The organism is Mycobacterium sp. NGS54 (assembly GCF_059812465.1).
This window is the reverse complement of the sequence record NZ_JCALCS010000003.1, coordinates 338314-357376: the sequence shown is the minus strand read 5'-3', so window position 1 is coordinate 357376 and position 19063 is coordinate 338314. Positions and strand designations below refer to the sequence as shown.

Sequence of the window (19063 nt, the reverse complement as noted above, 5' to 3'; positions counted from 1 at the left end):
CGGACTAACCGCTGCTAGCGGGGCAGATCCGGGTCCCAATCCGCCGCCGCGCGGGTCCCCGCCGCGTAAAGCAGTTGCTTGAGCTGACGCTGCTCGTCGGCGGTGAGCCGGCCCAGGATCCGTTGATCGGCCGTGCGGACCGCGGCGTCGGCCCGTTTGAGCAGCGCCTTGCCGCGGCGGGTGAGCTGGGCCGGCATGGCCCGGCCCCACGGTGTCGACGCCGGACGGCTCAGCGCGCCGCGCTCCTCGAGCGCGTGCAGCACCTGGTTGGCCGCCTGCGCCGAGACGTGGGTGCCGCGCGCCAGCTCGGCGCTGGTGAGCCCGGGGTGGTTGGACAGGATCCGCATGCACACGAACTCGGGCAGCGACAGGCCCAGCGGTTTGAGCTCCGCGGCGACCTGGGGCCGCAGCGCCGCCGTAACCCGGTACAGCAAAAACCCCAGCGGCGCCTCGTGGGATTGACTCATGCCCCTCATGCTGGCACGTGACCCGCGGCCCAAGGACCACAACCATCAATTTCCTTGACATCCTCGACCGCGGTGGTATCAAGGAGCTTGATAGTCCAATGTGGAAAGGAACGACAGCGATGTCTGGTGGATTTTTCGGTGGTTTCGGTGGTCCCGGTTTCGGCGGGCCCGGTTTCGGCGGGCCCGGTTTCGGTGGCCCCGGTTTCGGGGGCTGGGGCGAAAAGGATTGGGGACACGGCGGGTTCAAGGGCGGCTTCGGCCACGGCGGGCCCGGCCGGCGCCCCTTCCTCAAGCGTGCGGCGTTCGTCACCGCGGCGCTGCTGCTCGACGGGCCGGCCGACGCCGCGCAGATCGTGCAGCGGGTGTCCGACGCGACCGAGGGCGCGTTCACGCCGCCGCAGGACGTGGCGGAGCTCGCCATCGGCCTGCTGGCCGGCCGGGGTGTGGTGACGGTCGACAACGGCGTCGCGACGCTGACCGAGCTGGGCCGCAACCTGCTGGCCTGGCGGGGCGTCAGCAGCGAGACCGCACACGCCTTCCTGGGGCGGGCGGCCAAGTTCGGCGACGTGTTCAAGATCCGCAGAACACTCTTTGAGATCGCGGGTCTGGCCCGCACCATCGCCTGGTCGGGCACCGACGAGCAGAAGCAGCAGCTCGCCGAGACCCGAACCAAGGTGCTGGAGGCGCTCACCGACGCCAAGAAGACGCTGCACCGCGTCCTCGGTGAGGGCTAACCGGAAGCCGGTTCGCTCAGCTTGACCAACATCTTGCCGATGTTGGCCCCGGTGAACAGGCCGTTGAGGGCGTCGACGCAGGACTCGACGCCCTCAAACACGGTCTGGCGCGCCTTGATTCGGCCCTCCTGCTCCCACTGGCGAAGCGCGGCATGCGCCTCGTCGAAGCGGCCCCAGTCGTCGAGCGCGTTGAAGCCCTGCATCAGCGCGGTCTTGGACAGCAGGTTCACGTAGTTGGCCGGCCCGGGGTGCTGGCCGGTGAGATAGCTGGAGATGACGCCGCAGAGCACCACCCGCGCCTTGGTCGCCAACCGGCCCAGCACCGCGTCGAGGATCGGCCCACCGACGTTGTCGAAGTAGACGTTGACGCGGCGCGGGCAATGCCGTTTGAGCGCCGCGGCGACGTCTTCGTTCTTGTAGTCGATGCACGCGTCGAATCCGAAGTCCTCCACCACCGCCCGGCACTTCTCCGGGCCGCCCGCGATGCCCACCACGCGGGCGCCGGCGATCTTGGCGATCTGCCCGGCTATCGACCCGGTGGCACCCGCGGCGGCCGACACCACCACCGTCTCCCCGGGCTGCGGCCGGCCGATGTCCATCATTCCGATGTAGGCGGTGGCCCCGGTCGGGCCGTACACGGACATCACCGCCAGATGATCCACCGCCCCCCTTCCCGGAACGGGCGTGCTGAACACGTCGTCGCGGATGATCACGTACTCCTGGAAGCCGCTCAGGGTGGTGACGACGTCGCCGATCTTGAAGGCGTCGCAGCGCGTCGCCACCACCTCGCCGATCCCGGCCGCCCGGATCACCTCGCCCAGCTGTACCGGCGGAAGGTAGCCCGGTTGGTCGTTCAGCCAGGTGCGCACGGCGGCGTCGAGGCCGACGTAGGTGGTTCGCAGGAGCGCCTCGCCCTCCGCGGGTTCGGGCGCCGGCGTGGTGACCAGCTCGGTGTCCTCGGGCTGGACCAGCCCGGTCGGGCGGCGACGCAACAGGATCTGGCGGTTCGGCAAGTCGGGCACGGTGCTGAAACTACCCATTGGGGGCAATCGAATGGGAGCATCTTCGCATGAAGTCGCAGGACGACCCGGAAGAGCGTATCCGCGAACTCGAGCGCCCCCTGGCCGACACGGCACGCGCGTCCGAGTCCGGACAGGCGCCGCCGCTCGGTGGCTACCCGTATCCGCCCGCTCCACCCGGCCCGCCACCCCCACCGCCGCCGCAGAGCCCGTGGACCGACGGCGGCCCGCTCTCCGGGCCCCCGCCGCGCTCGTCCTCGGGCAACCGCACCTGGTGGATCCTGGGCACGGTGATCGTGGTCGGGTTCCTGGCCCTGGCCGGCGGCATCGCCGCCTTTGCCGCGCACCAGCTTTCGGGTGTCCGGTCGATGATCAGCTCGACGCCCACCATGCCCAGCGTCACCGCGACGTTCGGTCCGCCCTCGAGCACGTCCCGGAAACCCGCCCCCTCGAAGACCCGGACGACGACGCCGTCGACGTCACCCACCGCGCCGCCGGGCGGCAGCCTCAGCATCTCCGGGATCAACGAGAACCGCACCGTCGCCTGCAACGACAACATCGTCAGCGTCAGCGGGGTTTCCAACACGGTCGTGATCACCGGTCACTGCAAGAGCCTCACGGTGTCCGGCGTCCAGAACGCCATCACCGTCGACGCCGTCGACAGCATCGACGCCTCCGGCTTCGACAACAAGATCACTTACCACTCGGGCAACCCGAAGATCAGCAACGCCGGCGGTTCCAACGTGGTGCAGCAGGGCTGAGCGCGCAGCCGGGCTAGCTGGACTCCGCCGAATCCGAATCGTCGTCGAGGACGCTGACCGCGATGCCGTAGGGCAGGAAGCGCACCTTGCGCTTGGGGTCGACATTGTTCTTGTTGGCGCGCAGCGCGTCGAGTTCGCTCGCGTAAACCTGTTCGACGTGGGCGCCGCCGTCGGCGTCCACCGTGTAGATGGCCCATACCCCGTCGCCGGCCTCGCCGGCGGTCTCCGGCCCGCGGCGGGGCCGCCGGGACAGGTCCTCGAATAACGCGGACCAACTTGTCCCCGGCACCGGCGCGGTGACAAATCTGCCGAGTTTCTCGAACACGTCCCGCAGCCCCTCGCTGCCCTCTCTGATCACGCGGTCGAAATCGTCGGGATCGAATCCGAACGCACCGTACTCGCCCACGCAGGCCTCCTTGCACTCACAGCGTTACTGCTCAGTGTGCTCTCAGTCGCCGCCTCGTGCCACGGGCGGGCCGACGGGGCCGGGCGGCGGCGGGGCCGGCGGGGGTGGCGGGTTGATCGGAACTGGCACCGTGAAGAACGGGAAGTGCAGGTACAGGGTCAGAGGCGGCCGCTGGTACGGCGGCGGGGCGGGGGCCGCGACCGGCTCGGGCGGCGCGGCGGCCGGCGGCGGGGCCGGTGCCTGCTGCGCGGGGGGCGGCGCCGCTTCCGGCGCCCGCCGCACGGGTACGCGCCGCGGCGGCGGCGCGGGTGCCTGCTGGACCACCGGCGCCGGCTGCCTTGGAGGCGCCGGCGCGGCCGGGGCCGGCGGGGCGACCTCGGACGCCGCAGCGGGCGGGGCCGGTGCGGCGACCTCGGGGGCCGGCGCGGGCGGCGCCGCCACCGCGGGCGCCGCGGGGCCGGGCGGGCTGGGGACGGGCAGCTGCGCCTCCGGCGGCGGTACCCGATTCGCCGGCGCCACGGCCTGCGGGGTGGGCTGCGGGGCCGGGGCCGGATGCGTGTCCGACGCCAGCGAAACCACCATGACGCCCGCCGCGGCGGCCGAGATCGCGGCCAGCGCGCTGCCGGCGAGCACGAACGGCCCGCGCCCACGCGAGCTCACGCCGTCCTCCGCCTCGAATTCCAGGGCGCTGTAAGCCAGTGCGCCATCGCCCGGGTCGGCGTTGCCACAGACGTCCAGGTAGGTCGACGTGACCGCTTGGGAATCGATCTCACCGGTGCCCGGATCCAGGGAGTAGGCCAGCGCGGCCGTCGACGACGCGAACAGCGGCGCGTTCGCCGACGCCAGTGCGGCCCCGCGGGCCAGCGCCATGTCCGGCTCCTCGGGCACCGTCACGTCGAGCGCCGTCGCGGCATCGAGCGCGGCCTTGATCGCGAACACGTCGCCGCCCCACCCCGACCCGGAGCCGACGACAAACACGCCCTCCGCACGCCGGTCGAGCCCGACCACCATCGCGGGGAGTTCGTCGCCAATGTCGCCCAGAAGCTGTTGCCGGTGCAGATCGGCGATCGAACCGTCGGCCACCTCGACGACCGCCGACGTCGCGCTGTCGTGCTCGACGAACAACATCGCTATGTGCTCGTAACCGAGCGCTTCACCCACGGTCTGCGCCAACGCCGCCGCGGCGAGCAACGGGGAGACCAGCATGACCGCGCCGACGGCGTGCGAGGCGATCGCATCCCGCAGCGCACCGACGTCGTCGGGGTCGGTCCACGTCACCCCGGTCGAGGTCAGCCGGCAGTGACTCGCCGTCGCGCCTTCCCGGGTCCCGACAATTGCGGCGATCACTTGATCGGCCGCCGAGGAGCTTCCCGAGTCCTCACCGGCGGCAACTGCGAAGCGGTCCTCTTCGACCGTGACACCGTCGGCGTTCTGGCCCTCGATGAGGACCAACCGCACCATCGTGGGTGCCATCGACACCCCGAGCACAATTTCCACTTGCGCCTCCAAGGTCCTCGGAGACCCTCAACAGAGGGCACCACAAAACAGACCCCGCCCGACTGGGTGACACCACGCTACTCGCGTGCGGCCGGATGCGCTCGTTCGATTCAGCTGTGATTGACGCAGGTCACAGGGCTCGATCAATACCCCGGACTCAGGAACGGATTTTGCGAATTCCCCGGATACTGCGGGGCCGGAGGCGCCTGGGGAGCCTGGCTGGCCGGCACCGGAACCGGTATCGGCACCGGTAGCAGCGGCACGTGGATCCACTGCGTCGTCATCGGCACCGTCGTCGTGGGCGTCGTCGTCTGGGCCGCGGGGGGCGTCGTCGTCGGCGGCGGGGGCGGCGGAGGCGTCGTCATGGCCGTCGTGACCGGGGGCTGGGTGGTGACCGGCGGCTGGGTGGTGACCGGCGGCGCGGGATGCCGCGTGGGGACGACCGGCGGCGCCGTGGTGACGATCACCGGCGCCGGCGGGGCGGGCGGCGGCGACGGCGGGGGCGGCGGTGGCGGTGCCGGGCTGGGCACCGGTGCGGCGCTGGGCGGCGGCGGAACGGGCGTCGGCGGCGCGGGCACGGGCCGTTGCGGCAGCGAACTCACGGGCGGCGCGGGCAGGGGCGCGACGGTGGGCGCCGGCGGCGCCTGGTGGTTTTCGATGCCCGACAGGGTGTAGGCCACGCCGCCGATCGAGGTCATGGCGACGACGGCGCACATCCCGACGACCAACTGCGAGAACCGGAGCCGCCGCCACGAGCTCTCCTTCGGCGGCTCGATGACGTTGAGGCGCATCGACCAGCCGGACCCGCCTTCTTCGTCGAAGGCACTGGGGCTGTACGGCACCCGGATGTCGGGGCCGTATTCGGTTTGCGACCAGGCCAATTCGCGGTCCGTGAGCGCCTCGTCGTCGATCACCAACACGTCGCCGGCCGGCAGTTCCACGATCTCCCCGGCGGCCGCCGTGAGCAACCCGATGGAGGTGTGCGTGCGGAGATCCAGCCGCTCCCCGCGGGCGGCGATCTGCAGCGCGCCCACGGCCGCGGCGTGCGCCGGCTCCAACGGGCTGACGACGGGCCGGCGACCGTGCACCGAAAGGCGTTCCTTGACAAGGGGAATGCTGGCCCCACCGCCGACCATGACCACCGCCGACAGGTCGGACCAGCTCCTCTTGTGCCGGACCAGCATCTCGTCGAACGCGTAGATGAAGCCGGACAGCCGGTCCTGGATCAGGTCGCCCAGCTCGTCGCGGGTCAGCTTCATGGTGCACCGGCGACCACCGAGCTCGGCCGAGAATTCGACCACCGTTTGAGTGGACAGCTGCTCCTTGGCCACGCGGCAGTGCTCCCGGAGCAGGCCGAGCTGACCGACCGCCGCGGTGCTGGCCGGGTCCATCCCGCTGCCGTGCCCGAGTTCCTCGAAGACCTTGAGCAACAAGGCCTGGTCGATCTCGTCGCCGGAGAAGGCGGCGTAACGCATTGTGGGTGTGACGAGTTCGAAGTCGCCGGCCAGGTTGATCAAGGTGGCCGAGGTGCCGCCGCCACCGAAATCGAGCAGGCCGACCACGCCGGTGGCCGCGAGGCACAGCTCCGCGTTCGCCGCCGTCAGCGCCGCGATCGCGTCGGAAACCAGGCGGGGCGCCATGCCGCTTCGGACGAAGCCCAAATGCGTTCGTAGACCGTTGCGCAGCGCCTGCACCGTGCCGGGTTTCCAATACGCCGGGACGGCGATGGAGATCTCCGACGCGCCGGAGTCGGCCCCGGCGGCCGCCACCATCGCGTCCAGCGCCTCCACCATAAGGAGGTCCGGATCGTGGGCGGACCCGTCGGGTGACACCAGCGCAACCGAGTCACCGACACGCTCCACGAAGCCCCGCATGAGCACGCCGGGCTCGGACAGCGCCGGGTTCTCTTTGGGCAAGCCGATTTTCGGCGCGCAGTGCGGATAAAGCGTCAGCACCGCACGGCGTGCAACCGGCGAACTTCCGTCGCGCGCAGCGACGAGGTTCGCGGTCCCGATCGACAACCCCACTGGGTCGTACATAGAGCGAGAACTTTCGTCTATAGGGTCGGTGGCCAGCGTTAACCATAGCCGCGCGCCGGCTGTATTCAGCCCGGCCGCAAGCTCATTGGTATACGGTCGATGCCGTGTCGTCACCGAAACGGTATCGACGCCTCCCTTGACAGAACGCGGGTGCTCAGATCACAGTGAGCGGCAGCGAGCGCCTCGGCTCGAATTGGAACGTCGATCCGCGGCTGACCTTCGCGACCTGCACCTCTGGCAGTTCCTTTGCCGCGGTGTCGGTTTCAAACAGCTCGGCGGTCCAGTCGGTCTTGGTGCCGCTGACCCGCACCTCGACGCGCGGGTCGACCGCGGTGGCGATCGCCTGCAGCGGCTGCACGGATTCCGGCGAGCACAGCGATATCCACGCGGCGTCGTCGTGGGCGGGCGAACGGTGCACCATCAGCCGGTTCTGCGCCGTTTCCGCGATGACGTAGCCCGCGGGGTTGAGCAGCGGGTGCAGCTCGAGCACCTTGCGGGTTCCCTCGATCCCGCCGGGCAATTGCAGTGCGCGGTGGATCCGCTCGGCCCCAAGCCCGGCCAGGCCGGTCAGACCGCGGGTGCACACGTCGACGGCCTGGGCGTCGCTGGCCGCGCGCGCCCGGACCGCGACGGCGAACGACAGATACAGCAGGTGCATCTGCAGGCACACCTCGTCGGCCATGCGCACCAGCGCCGAGTGCGAGAACGCCTCGAAGTCGAAATCGGACAGCAACGGTCCGGAGTAATCGGCCTGGCCCTCGTCGGAGCGGTCGATCGGATCCAATTCCCAAGTGGCGGCGCGTTTTTGGCGAACGATGTCCAGCGCCGGGATGCTCTGCGCTTCGGGGTAGGACTCGTCGATGACGACGGTCCAGGCGCAGTGCGGCTGCCGGTCCGCCGGCACCCGTGGCGGCCGGTGGATAGGACGCATCTGCGCGCGCGGGTTGGTCGCCACCGCGGTGGCGTCGAACGTCGGATCCTCGATGGTGTGGCACATCCCGAAGACGTACTCGTCGCCCATCGGCTCCACGTCGAGCAGCGCGCCGCAGTGGTCGAGCTGGAACTCCCCGTGCCAACGGTCGTGAATGGTGTAGCGGAAGTCCATGAATTGCGGCGGCGCGCCGATGTCGAGCTGCAGGCCCTTGAAGATGGTGGGCACGTCGTCGCCCTCGTAGTTCAGCGCCCGCTGCATGCGCCTGGTGTAGATCGGGCTCGCGCCGGCCCACTCCTCGATGGCGATCTGCACCATCTCCTCGCGGCCGAACTCCGTGATGCACCACGCCATCCCGGAGCGGTCGATCATGTGCCCGATCAGCAGCAGTTCGGGAACCAGGACGGACAGCTCCGGGCGGGACAGCCGCGCGTATCGGGATCCGGTCACCGCCCAAAAATAGTCAGCTTTATGTTATAAAGTCAACAATGCCTCCGTCCAGGCCCATCGCGCCCACCCGCCGCACCAGCGCGCCGCGCAAGCGCGGCGATGACACGCGCGCGCGGATCATCGAGGAGACCGTGCGCTGCATCATGGAGGAAGGCTTCGCCGCCGCGACCGCCAAGCACGTGGCCGAGCGCGCCGGCGTGACGTGGGGGGTCATCCAGTATCACTTCGGGGACCGCAACGGCCTACTGATGGCCGTCGTCGACGACGGTGTGGCCAGGCTGGTCGACAGCCTGTCGTCGGCCGACGTCAGCGAGCTTCCGTTGCGCGAGCGCATCGAGGTCGTCGTCGACACCGCGTGGAGCTGTTACAGCAGCCCGACGTCGATGGCCGCCCTCGAGATCCTGCGCGCCACCCGGGGCGGGGCGGGCGCGTCGTCGCGGCGCCACCTTCTTGAAATGAACGCCGCGATCGGACAGCTCGGCCGGCTGATCACCGATGACCCCGCCAATGCCGGGGTGGCCGAGGTGATTTGGGCCGCGCTGCGTGGTGTGGTGCTGGCGCAGATGATCACCGGGAGCGCCATCGACTGGAGCCTGGAGCGACGCGCCTTGATCGAGATGGCCACCCGCGCGCTCCAATGACGACCGCGGGTACCGCTTGCCCGCGACACTTACACCACGCACACGACACGCCGCGGCGGACCGCGCACGTTTAAATCTCGGCGAAAGCCAACCGGGCCGTCCGACCGCGGCCGGCCGATCACCGTGTGCTGCAATGTCGGGATGACCCCTCAAGAGTTCGCCGACATCGAAGCCATCAAGCAGGTGAAATACCGCTACCTGCGCGCGCTGGACACCAAGCATTGGGACGACTTCGCCGAAACCCTGGCCGAGGACATCACCGCCGACTACGGCCCGTCGATCGGCAACGAGCTGCACTTCACCAACCGCGCCGACCTGGTCGAGTACATGCGTACATCACTCCCCGGCAACGTCATCACCGAGCACCGGGTGACCCACCCCGACATCACCGTGGACGGCGACACCGCAACGGGCAGCTGGTATCTGCAGGACCGGGTCATCGTCGCCGACCTCAACTTCATGCTGATCGGCGCGGCCTTCTACCGCGACACCTACCGGCGCACCGACGGCGGCTGGAAGATCAGCGGAACGGGTTACGACAGAACCTACGACGCGACAATGTCGTTGGAAGGCATGGACTTCAAGATCAAGCCCGGACGCGCGCTGGCTACTTCGTAATCGCGATCACCGCGCCGGGCTTCAGCCAGCGGATGATCTGCACCAGCGTGGCGTCGTCGATCGCCACGCACCCTTCGGTGGGCGCGCCGTCGGTGGTGTGAAAGAAGAACGCGGCGCCGCCGCCCGGCGTCTTGTTCTTGTTGACGCCCATCACGACGGCGTGCTTGTACTGCGGGATCTGCAGGTTCTCGCTGTCAGCCGTATTGAACGGGCACTGCGCCTTCTGGCAGACCTGCATGCTGTTGAAGGTGGGGCTGTGGTCGTCGCCGCTCCACCAATGGTTCGGCCCGACTTGCGTATATGGAAGTCCCCCACCGGGATTGGGCGCCGTGCCGAAGGCGGAGTCGAGGGTGTACACGCCCATCGGGGTGGCCGGGACCCCGCTGCGGGCCTGCGGCGCCATGCCCGCGGACCCGACGTGGGTGGGGATGCCGGTCACCAGCGCCTGCCAGCCGCCGGTGGTGCGTTGGTAGATATCCATTTTCGCGTTCGACCCGCCGGTGCTGACGACCGAAACCACCTGTGTGGCATTGCCGACGGAGTTCGCGAACCAGGGAGTGGCCGCACCGCTCACCGGTGCCACCACCAGCGCGGCGACCATCAGGCACGCCGCAGCGCACAGCGAAGCGAGCAGTCGGCGCATGGATTCAATCGTCCGGCCACGCGAACGCCGGGGTCAAGTAAAGGTTTAGACCCGGTTGAGTCACCGCGGCGTTATCGATAGCGCCGAAAAGTCATACTGGCGTCATGGCGGTCTTCGTCCGCAGGTTGTTCGGCATCGGCAAGCTACCCGCCGATCTGCACGCTCAGGTCGAGGCGGAGGGCCTCCTCTACCTCGCCGACTACGTCGCGGTGACCCGCCGGTTCAGCGGCATCATCCCCGGCGTGCGGCTGCCGCACAGCGTCGCCAGCTACGTCGGCTCGCTGGCCTTCACCTCGGAGCGGGTGCTGGCGACGGTGTCCATGCTGCCCAAGCTGGCCGGGCCGACCGTCGACGCGCGCTGGGACGCGCCGCAGACCGGCGCGGCCAGGGTCGAGATCTCGTCGACCGGGGTGCAGGTCGACGTCGACGTCAGCGAGGTCGACAAGAAGTTCAGCGGCCAGCTGTCGCTGCACTACAAGGCGGCCCTCACCCCCGACGTGCTCGCCGCCCTGCCGCGACGGTCGCTGGCCTTCGACATGCCGCCCGAGTACGTCTTCCGGGCGGTCGGCGTCACTTATAGTCCGTGAACGTCATCTTCGGCCAGGGCGGCTGCCGCAGCACCGCCAGGCTGGTGATCACCGCCGCCAGCAGGCCGGTGATCACGCCGATCAGCGCGATCCGGTTGCCGTCGACGGCGGGCACCCAGGACGCCTTGCCCCGGTGCACGACGAACACGCCGAGCGGTCTGGCCACGGGAATCACGGTGGCCCCGTCGGCGGTCTCGTAGGGCTCGCCATAGACGCGCGCGTCGGCGCCGTCGGCGGGCAACTGGTCCAGCAGGTCGGAAAACTTCATGGAGCACTACGCTAACGCGGATTTCCCTACGATGGCTGGCGTGACCGATCAGGCGTTCAGCCCGGAGGAGCGGCGCGCCGTGTATCGCGTGATCAGCGAGCGGCGCGACATGCGCCGGTTCTCCCCGGGCGGCGTGGTGAGCGAGGAGGTGCTGGGGCGATTGCTGCAGGCCGCGCACGCCGCGCCCAGCGTCGGGCTGATGCAGCCGTGGCGGTTCATCCGGATCACCGACGACGCGCTGCGGCGACGCATCCACGCACTCGTCGACGAGGAGCGGCCGCGCACCGCCGCGGCCCTCGGGGAGCGCGCCGAGGAGTTCCTGGCGCTGAAGGTCGAGGGCATCCTCGAGTGCGCCGAACTGTTCGTGGTGGCGCTGGGCGACGACCGCGACAAGCACGTGTTCGGCCGGCGGACACTGCCGCAGATGGACCTCGCGTCGGTGTCCTGCGCGATCCAGAACCTGTGGTTGGCCGCCCGCGCCGAAGGTCTCGGCGTGGGTTGGGTTTCCCTGTTCGATCCGCGGCGGCTGGCGGAGCTGCTGGCGATGCCCGACGACGCCGAACCGGTGGCCATCCTGTGTCTGGGCCCGGTGCCCGAGTTTCCGGACCGGCCGGCGCTGGAGCTCGACGGCTGGGCCTACGGGCGGCCGCTGCCGGAGTTCGTCTCCGAGAACGGGTGGGAATCGCGCCGAGCGTAACGCCAGGTGAACGCGAGCGCCCTGCGGTATCGTCGCCGGTCGAGGTGAGGCAATGACGGCTAAAGAGAACGTGCTGATCGTGCACTGGCACGACCTGGGGCGATATCTCGGCGTCTACGGTCACCCGGATGTGTCCAGCCCGCGCCTGGACCGGCTCGCCGCTGAGGGCATCCTGTTCACCCGGGCCCACGCCACGGCGCCGCTGTGCTCGCCGTCGCGCGGGTCGCTGTTCACCGGGCGCTACCCGCAAAGCAACGGCCTGGTCGGCCTGGCCCACCACGGCTGGGAATACCGCAGCGGCGTCCGGACCCTCCCGCAGATATTGTCCGAGTCCGGTTGGTACTCGGCACTTTTCGGCATGCAACACGAGACGTCCTACCCGAAGCGCCTCGGCTTCGACGAATTCGACGTGTCCAACTCCTACTGCGACTACGTGGCCGACCGGGCTCAGGAGTGGCTGCAAGACAGCGCCGAAAACCTCGGGGGCCAACCGTTCCTGCTGACGGCCGGGTTCTTCGAAACCCACCGGCCCTATCCGCGGGATCGCTACGAGCCGGCCGACGCCGCGGGCGTCGACACCCCCGACTACCTGCCCGACACCCCCGAGGTCCGCGGGGACCTCGCCGAGTTCTACGGCGCGATCGCCGCCGCCGACGCCGCCGTCGGCCGGCTGCTGGACACGCTGGCCGAAACGGGCCTGGACGCCAACACCTGGGTGGTGTTCTTCACCGATCACGGCGCCGCGTTCCCGCGCGCCAAGTCCACGCTCTACGACGCGGGAACCGGCATCGGAATGATCGTCCGTCCCCCCACCGGCCGGGCGGTGGCGCCGCGCGTTTACGACGAGCTGTTCAGCGGCGTCGATTTGGTGCCGACGCTGCTGGACCTGCTGGGCCTGCGCGTGCCGGCCGACGTCGAGGGCGTGTCACACGCCGGCGCGCTGCTCGCGCCGGAGCCGTCGGCCGAACCGGTCCGCGAGCACGTGTACTCCATGAAGACCTATCACGACTCGTTCGACCCCATCCGCGCGATCCGCACCAACGAATACCTCTACATAGAGAACTACGCCGCCCGTCCGCTGCTCGACCTCCCGTTGGACATCAAGGACAGCCCGTCCGGACACGCCGTCGAGCCGTTCATCGCCGGCCCGCGTCCGGAGCGCGAACTCTACGACCTGCGAACCGATCCCGCGGAAACGAACAACCTGCTGACCGGTGGCGACCCAGATGTCGACGCGGTCGCCGCGAATCTGGCTGTGCGCCTGGATGATTGGCGCCAGCGCACCGGCGACGTCATACCGTCGGAGTTCGCCGGCATGCGCATCGCGTTGCGCTACACCGAAACCTACCTGCAGATCCACCACATGAAGCCGAGCAGCCGATCGGCGATCGCCGTCGACCGCGGCATCGAGGAGTAGTTCGGGACTATGCGCCGCCGACCTCGGCGACGATGAACACCCGGCGGAACGGGAAGATCGTCGTGCCGTCGGCCCGGGGCGGGTACGCGTCGTCCAGCAGCGGGATGAGCTCCTGGCGGAACTGCTCCCAGGCCTCGTCGTCGAGCCGCTCGCGCACCGGGACCAGCGCTGTTCCGGTGATCCATTCCAGCACCGGATGCTCGCCGGTCAGCTGGTGCAGGTAGGTGCTCTCCCAGACGTCGACGCGGCATCCCGCGTCCAGCAGCAGGTTGGTGTAGGTCATCGGCGGCTGAACCACCGCCCCGACGCGAAACGGTATGTCGCGCATCAGTTTTGCGTAGGGCTCGCGGCGGGCCAGTGCCCGCACCGTCGCGTGGGAGGGGGTTTCGAAGTTGCCCGGGATCTGCACGCCGATCCACGAGCCGGGCGCCAGCTCGCCGGCCCACCGCACCAGCAGATCGGTGTGCTCGGGCACCCAATGCAACGCCGCGTTGCACACCACCACGTCGGTGTCGGGCTTGGGCTTCCAGTCCCGCAGGTCGCCGACGACGGCGTCGATCCCGCGTTCCTTGGCCGCGGCGACCATCTCCGGCGAGCTGTCCATCGCCTCGATCGCCGCTTCGGGCCAGCGCCGCGATAGGTACTTCGTCAGGTGACCGGGGCCGCAGCCCAGGTCGACCACCCGGCGCGCCTGCTTGGCGCCCACCCGCGACAGCAGGTCGTAGAACGGGCGGCTGCGATGGTCAGCAAAGGCCAGGTAGACGTCGGGATCCCACATGTCGGTCCTCCTGATCAACACCATCACGGCTCGAGCTGACAGATAAACCGTATTACCGCATGCCGGCCCGGCGCCGACCGAGTGGGCGATAGCATCGCGGTTGTGACACCGACCGAACCGGATCCCGTCACTCCACCGGTTCCCGTACCGGACGTTCCCGGCGCCGACGTGCCGGCCGGCGCCGCGGGGTTGCCGCCGCGCTCAGCGTTGTCGCCCCGCCAGCGAATGGTCGTCGAGGGGGCCGCGATCTCCGATCTGGCGCTGCGCACTGCGGTCGCGTCGGTGCTGACCACCACCGTCACCCCGGCGGTGCTCGCCAGCTCCGTGCGTTCCGGCAGCGAACGTGACAGCCTGCGCTTCTACGCCGAGCTCGGCGCTGAGCGTGACCCGGGGAAGTCGTTTCCGGCGCCCACCGAGCTGCCCCGGGTGTCGTCGCGACCGGCCAACCGGCTCGCGGAGTGGACCGCGCACGGGACGGTCGACAACATCTCGTTCCCCAGCAGCTTCCGGGCGATCAACCCGGATATGCGCACGCGGTGGAGCGCGTTAGCGTCGAACAACATCGTGCACGCGCAGCACTGGCGCCACGGCGACGGGCCGCACCCCACGCTGTGCGTCATACACGGCTTCATGGGGTCGTCGTACCTGGCCAACGGGCGGTTCTTCACGCTGCCGTGGTATTTCCGCTCGGGCTACGACGTCCTGATGTACACCCTGCCGTTCCACGGCCCGCGCGCCGAAAGGTGTTCGCCGTTCAGTGGTTTCGGCTATTTCGCCGGCGGGCTGTGCGGTTTCGCCGAGGCAATGGCCCAGGCCGTGCACGACTTTCGGTCCATCATCGACTACCTTCGCCATACCGGCGTCGAGCGGATCGCGCTGACCGGCATCTCGCTCGGCGGCTACACCTCCGCGCTGGTGGCTTCGGTGGACGATCGGCTCGAGGCGGTGATCCCCAACTGCCCGGTCGTGACGCCGGCGACGATGTTCGACGAATGGTTCCCGGCCAACAAGCTCATGGGCCTGGGGCTGCGGATGTCGAAGATCAGCCGCGACGAGCTGATCGCCGGGCTGTCATACCACTCGCCGCTGAACTACCGGCCGCTGATCGCCAAGGAGCGCCGGATGATCATCACCGGCCTCGGCGATCGGATGGCACCGCCGGATCAGTCGGTCAAGCTCTGGGAGCACTGGAATCACTGTGCGCTGCACTGGTTTCCCGGCAGCCACGTCCTGCACGTCAGTCAGCTGGACTACCTGCGCCGGATGACCCAATTCCTGCGCGGGGTCATGTTCTGACGGGTTCCGTCGCCGGCGCCCGGTGCGCGCCGGCCTCCGGGGTGGGGCAGACCAGTTCGTCCAGTAGTCCGGCCGGTTCCTCGGTGTGCCCGTCGAGTCGTCGCGTCGACAGCAGTTCCAACGCCGCCAGCGCCGGGAGATGGTCACCGCGTTGCGGGATCAGCCCGGCCAGCGGGGCCGCGGCCGCCGGGGGCGTATCGGTCACGAACGCACACGCGGCAGCGACGGTGTGGTGCGTCCCATCACCGGCGATCTCCAGCGCGGTCCAGGTCTCGCGCACCGGGTGCGTCCGGATCGCCTCCAGCGTTTCGGGCAATGCGCCATCGACGCGGACCTGGTATGCCGCAACGTAATCCGAGGCGCCGCGCTGGACACCCCGCCAGCTTTCGCGCGCGTTCGGTGCCAGCAGCCGCGGCGCGTCGTCGGGCGCGACGACGCCGGCTTCCCAGCCGATCTCGCGGAGGTGGTCGGCCAGGCGCCGGGCGGCCACCTCGGCCGTTTCGTGCAGCGGGATCCGCGGCGATCGCGCCTGCAGGGCCGCCAGGTTGTCGGCCGCCGAGATCGTGATCGCGATCCAGGCCTCGAGAGTGTCGGATGCGTTGCCGCGGTTGGTGATCCGGATCGTGTCGGCGCGGATGCCGTAGCGGTACAGGTACCGGGCGAGCAGCGGCAGCGGCAAGACGTCCGAGTCGCCGGCGGGCGGCCCGAGCCGAAGCAGCGCGGTCGCCTTTGTGGCAGAACCGGATTCGGATTGGGCGCCGCCGCCGCGGCGCATGATTGCCACGCGGCGGCGCAGGATCGTGGTGAAGTGCAACCCGCGCCACCAGCCGAACAGCAGGATCACCACGGCAGCGGCGATGCCGAGCACCCAGTAGTCGCGCGGCGAGCGCCACGGGTACGCCAGCACCGCGGGCACCACGGCCAGCAGCGCCAGCGTGAACCGGCCGGCGCCGGGGGTCGGTATCGAACGGCTCACGGGGTGCTCTCCTTCTTACGGACGATCGCGGCGATCGCGGCGACGGCCGCGACCACCAAAGCCAGCGCCGCGGTTCCGACGAACGCGACGGTCCGCGGGGTGGTGTCCTCGGGCGCGGGCGCCCGGGGCGCGGGGACCGGCCTCGCCGCTGCCACACCGGGTTGGCTGGCGGCGGGCAGTTCCCACGTCAGCGCGGCCACCGGGTCCACGCTGCCGGCGCCGACGACGTTGGAGGGCGCCCGGGCGCCGTTGTGCGCGGTCGCGGTGATGCGCCGCACCACCTGCGTGGCGTTGAGTTGGGGATACTTGCTGCGCACCAGCGCCGCGACGCCGGACACATAGCCCGCCGCGTAGCTGGTGCCGCTCAGCGGCACCAGCTGCTGATGGTCGTCGGGCAGGCCGTTGGCAAGACCGCCGCCGTCGCGGTTGCTCACCGACACGATGTTTTCGCCGGGCCCGGCGATGCCCACCCACGGGCCGGCCATGGTGAATTTCGACGGCTGCCCGTCCGGCGTCAGCGACGCGGCGGAAAGCACGTAGGGCTGCCACCACGACGGGATGGAAACCGACTTGACGCCCGCCCAGTTGCGGGGGTCGTCCGGGCGGCCGAGGTCGGTGAGCGGGTTGGATTCACAAGACATCCCGCCGGCGACCGATCCGGTCCCCCCGGTGTTGCCCGCGGCGGCCACGATCACCGCGTCCTTGTCCACCGCCGCGTACCGGATCGCCGCGCCCAACGCGGCCTGATCGACGGGGCGGTCGGCGGGAAGGCAGGTGATCGCGGAGATGTTGATCACCCGGGCGCCGAGGTCGGCCGCGTGCACGATGGCCCGCGCCAGGGTCGCCACGTCTAGCGACGCCCGCGCCAGCAGCGGATCGCCGCCCGGCGTGCGCGGCGAGAACTTCGCCGACGTCATCCTGATCGAAAGCACCCGGGCCGCGGGGGCCACCCCGGAGAAGCCGTCGTCACCGGGCTGGCCGGCGATGACCCCGGCGACCAGCGTGCCGTGCCCGTCGCAGTCGGTCAGGCCGTCGGTCGTCTCGACGAAGTCGCCGCCCGGATCGACGTTGGGCAGGCGCGGGCCCGGCCGCACCCCGGTGTCGATGACCGCCACCAGCTGGCCGTCGCCGCGCGAAAACCGCCATGCCGCGGGCAGGTTCAGCATCGCCTGGCTGGGCGTCGTCACCGCCGGGTCGCTGCCGGGAATCACACCGGAGGCGCTGCACGGGCCGCGTTGTTCCATCGGCTGCCCGGGCCCCGGGCTTCCGTTGGGCGGCGGCACGCCCGGGTCGACCGTCGGCTGATCGATCGCGAACGCCGGCGGGCAGGCCCACATCACGGCCGCCAAAGCGGCCGTGACGCAGGATAATCCAGAACGGATCATCGATTGAGGACCCACGCGAACAGTCCGACCAGATAGGCCAGGACGGGAATCAGCGACGCGTCGAGCCCGGCCGCGACGAAACCCAGCAGCCGGCGCAGCGGCAGCGAATAGCTCTCCGGCGAGGCGATCCGCGGGTTCAACGCCACCACCACCCAGGCCAGCGCCAGCGCGATCAGCACCACCGACGCACCCAGCGCGGCGGCGTAACGCCCCGTCGCGGCGTAGAGCACAAGCAACACGCCGGCCGCCAGGAAAGGCTGGGCGAGCAGCCAGGCCTTGCAGGCGGCCGAATCCCAGACCCGGGCGCGCAGCACCGACGTGGCCGCCGTCGCACCCACCGCATACCAACCGAAGCCCCCCAACGACTCAGGGCGCAGCGCGATGCCCACCGAACCCAGGACGCTGAGCAACACCGCGGCGGCGATGAATCCGCTTTGATGCGCGTCACCGATCCGCACCCGCCGCGGCAGGTCCTCGAGCACGCGCAACGACGGCGCCGACGGGGTGGGATCGCCGGGCGCCGGAATCACCGGCAGCGGGAAGCGCGCCCACAGGGCGGACAACTGGGCGGCCTCGATGGTGACCAGCAGCGCAGCCACGATCAGCCCGCAGCCGATGGCCAATATCGTTAGATGCCAGAGCGTTTCGGCCCCGGCGGCCAGCAGCACCGCGGCCCCCACCACCGCGGTCGCGGTGAAGAAACCGACGATCCGTTCGCGCTCCGGGCCGGGGACCACCAGGGCGATCAGCGACCACGCGGTGACGCCGGCCGCGGCCAGCATGAGTTGCGACGGCCCGAACCGGCCGGGCACCGCCAACGCCAGCGCGGCGCCGATGGGCGCCAGGGCGGCGATCGACAGCGCCATTCCGGTGCGCGCGGAACGCGCGGAAATCAGCAGGGCCGCCACCGCGGTGAGCGCCGCGACCACGCTGACCGCGACCAGCCCGGACAGCGCGCCGGTGGCCACGCGGTAGGTGACGCCCAGGCCGGCTGCCAGCAAGGCCACGGCGATCAGCGCGGCCAGTGCGCCACGCTGGATATGCGCTGCGCCCCAGGGCTTCAGCCGGGACGTCGAGAAGATCATCGCGGCGTCGGCGATGTCCTCGACGATGCCCGGCGCAGCGGGACCGGCCGGCACCGGCTGCAGCGCCAACAGATCACCGTCCACCACTCCGACGGTGTCCAGGCTGGCGTCGAGGCTGAACGGCGCCCCGCCGATCGGCGCCAGGCTCAGGTGGGCCGCCGCGCGGGCGTCCAGGCCGTCGTCCGCGTCGCCGTTCGACGCCGCCGGAACCGCCAAACGCTGGACCGCGGGCAGGATTTCGCGCAGCGGCAACTCGGTGGGCAGCGCCATCTCCGTCAGCCTGCTCTCCGCGAGGATGGCGACCCGGACGATCGGCATGACGGCGCCGGACGTCACTTGGCGGCCCTCGATGGGCGCTGCGGCCATTG

General features: G+C 70.2%; 19 protein-coding genes and 1 pseudogene. 8 read left to right on the top strand and 12 right to left on the bottom strand.

Going from position 1 to position 19063, the window contains the following annotated elements; translation table 11 throughout:
• Positions 1-14 precede the first annotated feature (14 nt).
• Positions 15-467, bottom strand: a complete 453-nt coding sequence (locus tag AC5Y5E_RS10605; protein ID WP_499902938.1) for a MarR family winged helix-turn-helix transcriptional regulator — start codon at positions 465-467, stop codon at positions 15-17.
• 119 nt (positions 468-586) lie between these two features.
• Between AC5Y5E_RS10605 and AC5Y5E_RS10600 the strand changes: the two genes are divergently transcribed.
• A complete protein-coding gene (locus AC5Y5E_RS10600) occupies positions 587-1201 on the top strand; it encodes a hypothetical protein (protein ID WP_499902937.1) in 615 nt (204 codons plus the stop codon).
• Here the strand turns inward: AC5Y5E_RS10600 and AC5Y5E_RS10595 are convergent.
• Positions 1198-2223 carry an NADP-dependent oxidoreductase gene (locus AC5Y5E_RS10595; protein WP_499902936.1) on the bottom strand — a complete coding sequence of 342 codons (1026 nt, stop codon included), beginning with the start codon at positions 2221-2223 and terminating at the stop codon, positions 1198-1200. The two genes, AC5Y5E_RS10600 and AC5Y5E_RS10595, sit on opposite strands and share 4 nt — an antisense overlap.
• Positions 2224-2270: 47 nt before the next feature.
• Between AC5Y5E_RS10595 and AC5Y5E_RS10590 the strand changes: the two genes are divergently transcribed.
• Positions 2271-2981, top strand: coding sequence for a DUF3060 domain-containing protein (locus AC5Y5E_RS10590; protein WP_499902935.1), 711 nt, complete (start codon positions 2271-2273; stop codon positions 2979-2981).
• Between the two features lie 13 nt (positions 2982-2994).
• Here the strand turns inward: AC5Y5E_RS10590 and AC5Y5E_RS10585 are convergent, their stop codons facing one another.
• The 4 genes from AC5Y5E_RS10585 to AC5Y5E_RS10570 form a co-directional block, all read right to left on the bottom strand.
• The gene (locus tag AC5Y5E_RS10585) at positions 2995-3387 is read right to left on the bottom strand and encodes an Rv0313 family protein (protein WP_499902934.1); all 393 of its coding nucleotides are present in this window, start codon (positions 3385-3387) and stop codon (positions 2995-2997) included.
• A gap of 42 nt (positions 3388-3429) precedes the next feature.
• Positions 3430-4884: a DUF7159 family protein gene (locus AC5Y5E_RS10580; RefSeq protein WP_499902933.1), complete on the bottom strand. Its 1455-nt coding sequence runs from the start codon at positions 4882-4884 to the stop codon at positions 3430-3432.
• A 143-nt stretch (positions 4885-5027) separates the two neighbouring features.
• Complete coding sequence (locus AC5Y5E_RS10575) at positions 5028-6923, bottom strand: Hsp70 family protein (protein ID WP_499902932.1); 1896 nt, start codon at positions 6921-6923, stop codon at positions 5028-5030.
• A gap of 154 nt (positions 6924-7077) precedes the next feature.
• The gene (locus tag AC5Y5E_RS10570) at positions 7078-8304 is read right to left on the bottom strand and encodes a hypothetical protein (RefSeq protein ID WP_499902931.1); all 1227 of its coding nucleotides are present in this window, start codon (positions 8302-8304) and stop codon (positions 7078-7080) included.
• Between the two features lie 38 nt (positions 8305-8342).
• Here AC5Y5E_RS10570 and AC5Y5E_RS10565 point away from each other — a divergent pair, with 38 nt between their 5' ends.
• Complete coding sequence (locus tag AC5Y5E_RS10565) at positions 8343-8945, top strand: TetR/AcrR family transcriptional regulator (protein ID WP_499902930.1); 603 nt, start codon at positions 8343-8345, stop codon at positions 8943-8945.
• Positions 8946-9068: 123 nt separating this feature from the next.
• Complete coding sequence (locus AC5Y5E_RS10560) at positions 9069-9563, top strand: nuclear transport factor 2 family protein (RefSeq protein ID WP_499902929.1); 495 nt, start codon at positions 9069-9071, stop codon at positions 9561-9563.
• On the opposite strand, the gene AC5Y5E_RS10555 is transcribed toward AC5Y5E_RS10560, so the two are convergent.
• Positions 9553-10206 (bottom strand): L,D-transpeptidase family protein, encoded by a 654-nt coding sequence (locus tag AC5Y5E_RS10555; RefSeq protein ID WP_499902928.1) that lies wholly within the window; start codon positions 10204-10206, stop codon positions 9553-9555. The genes AC5Y5E_RS10560 and AC5Y5E_RS10555 overlap by 11 nt on opposite strands.
• Before the next feature lie 104 nt (positions 10207-10310).
• On the opposite strand from AC5Y5E_RS10555, the gene AC5Y5E_RS10550 reads away from it, so the two are divergent.
• Entirely contained in the window at positions 10311-10793 is a 483-nt protein-coding gene (locus tag AC5Y5E_RS10550) for a hypothetical protein (protein ID WP_499902927.1), read from the top strand.
• On the opposite strand, the gene AC5Y5E_RS10545 is transcribed toward AC5Y5E_RS10550, so the two are convergent.
• Positions 10777-11061, bottom strand: a complete 285-nt coding sequence (locus AC5Y5E_RS10545) for a hypothetical protein (protein ID WP_499902926.1) — start codon at positions 11059-11061, stop codon at positions 10777-10779. The genes AC5Y5E_RS10550 and AC5Y5E_RS10545 overlap by 17 nt on opposite strands.
• A gap of 31 nt (positions 11062-11092) precedes the next feature.
• Between AC5Y5E_RS10545 and bluB the strand changes: the two genes are divergently transcribed.
• Both bluB and AC5Y5E_RS10535 read left to right on the top strand, forming a co-directional pair.
• Complete coding sequence (bluB, locus tag AC5Y5E_RS10540; RefSeq protein WP_499902925.1) at positions 11093-11758, top strand: 5,6-dimethylbenzimidazole synthase; 666 nt, start codon at positions 11093-11095, stop codon at positions 11756-11758.
• Between the two features lie 52 nt (positions 11759-11810).
• Positions 11811-13175 (top strand): sulfatase family protein, encoded by a 1365-nt coding sequence (locus AC5Y5E_RS10535; RefSeq protein ID WP_499902924.1) that lies wholly within the window; start codon positions 11811-11813, stop codon positions 13173-13175.
• Between the two features lie 7 nt (positions 13176-13182).
• Here AC5Y5E_RS10535 and AC5Y5E_RS10530 read toward each other — a convergent pair whose 3' ends face one another.
• On the bottom strand, positions 13183-13953 hold the full coding sequence (locus tag AC5Y5E_RS10530) for a trans-aconitate 2-methyltransferase (RefSeq protein ID WP_499902923.1): 771 nt from the start codon (positions 13951-13953) through the stop codon (positions 13183-13185).
• Positions 13954-14055: 102 nt separating this feature from the next.
• On the opposite strand from AC5Y5E_RS10530, the gene AC5Y5E_RS10525 reads away from it, so the two are divergent.
• Complete coding sequence (locus AC5Y5E_RS10525) at positions 14056-15249, top strand: alpha/beta hydrolase family protein (RefSeq protein WP_499902922.1); 1194 nt, start codon at positions 14056-14058, stop codon at positions 15247-15249.
• Here AC5Y5E_RS10525 and eccE read toward each other — a convergent pair.
• The 3 genes and pseudogenes from eccE to eccD all read right to left on the bottom strand — a co-directional run bounded on the left by eccE (position 15239) and on the right by eccD (position 19061).
• A complete protein-coding gene (eccE, locus tag AC5Y5E_RS10520; RefSeq protein WP_499902921.1) occupies positions 15239-16225 on the bottom strand; it encodes a type VII secretion protein EccE in 987 nt (328 codons plus the stop codon). The two genes, AC5Y5E_RS10525 and eccE, sit on opposite strands and share 11 nt — an antisense overlap.
• Positions 16221-17610, bottom strand: a pseudogene (mycP, locus tag AC5Y5E_RS10515) (type VII secretion-associated serine protease mycosin); the annotation flags it as partial. The gene eccE and the pseudogene mycP, both read right to left, overlap by 5 nt.
• Positions 17607-19061 (bottom strand): type VII secretion integral membrane protein EccD, encoded by a 1455-nt coding sequence (eccD, locus tag AC5Y5E_RS10510; RefSeq protein WP_499902920.1) that lies wholly within the window; start codon positions 19059-19061, stop codon positions 17607-17609. The gene eccD and the pseudogene mycP, both read right to left, overlap by 4 nt.
• Positions 19062-19063: the final 2 nt, after the last annotated feature.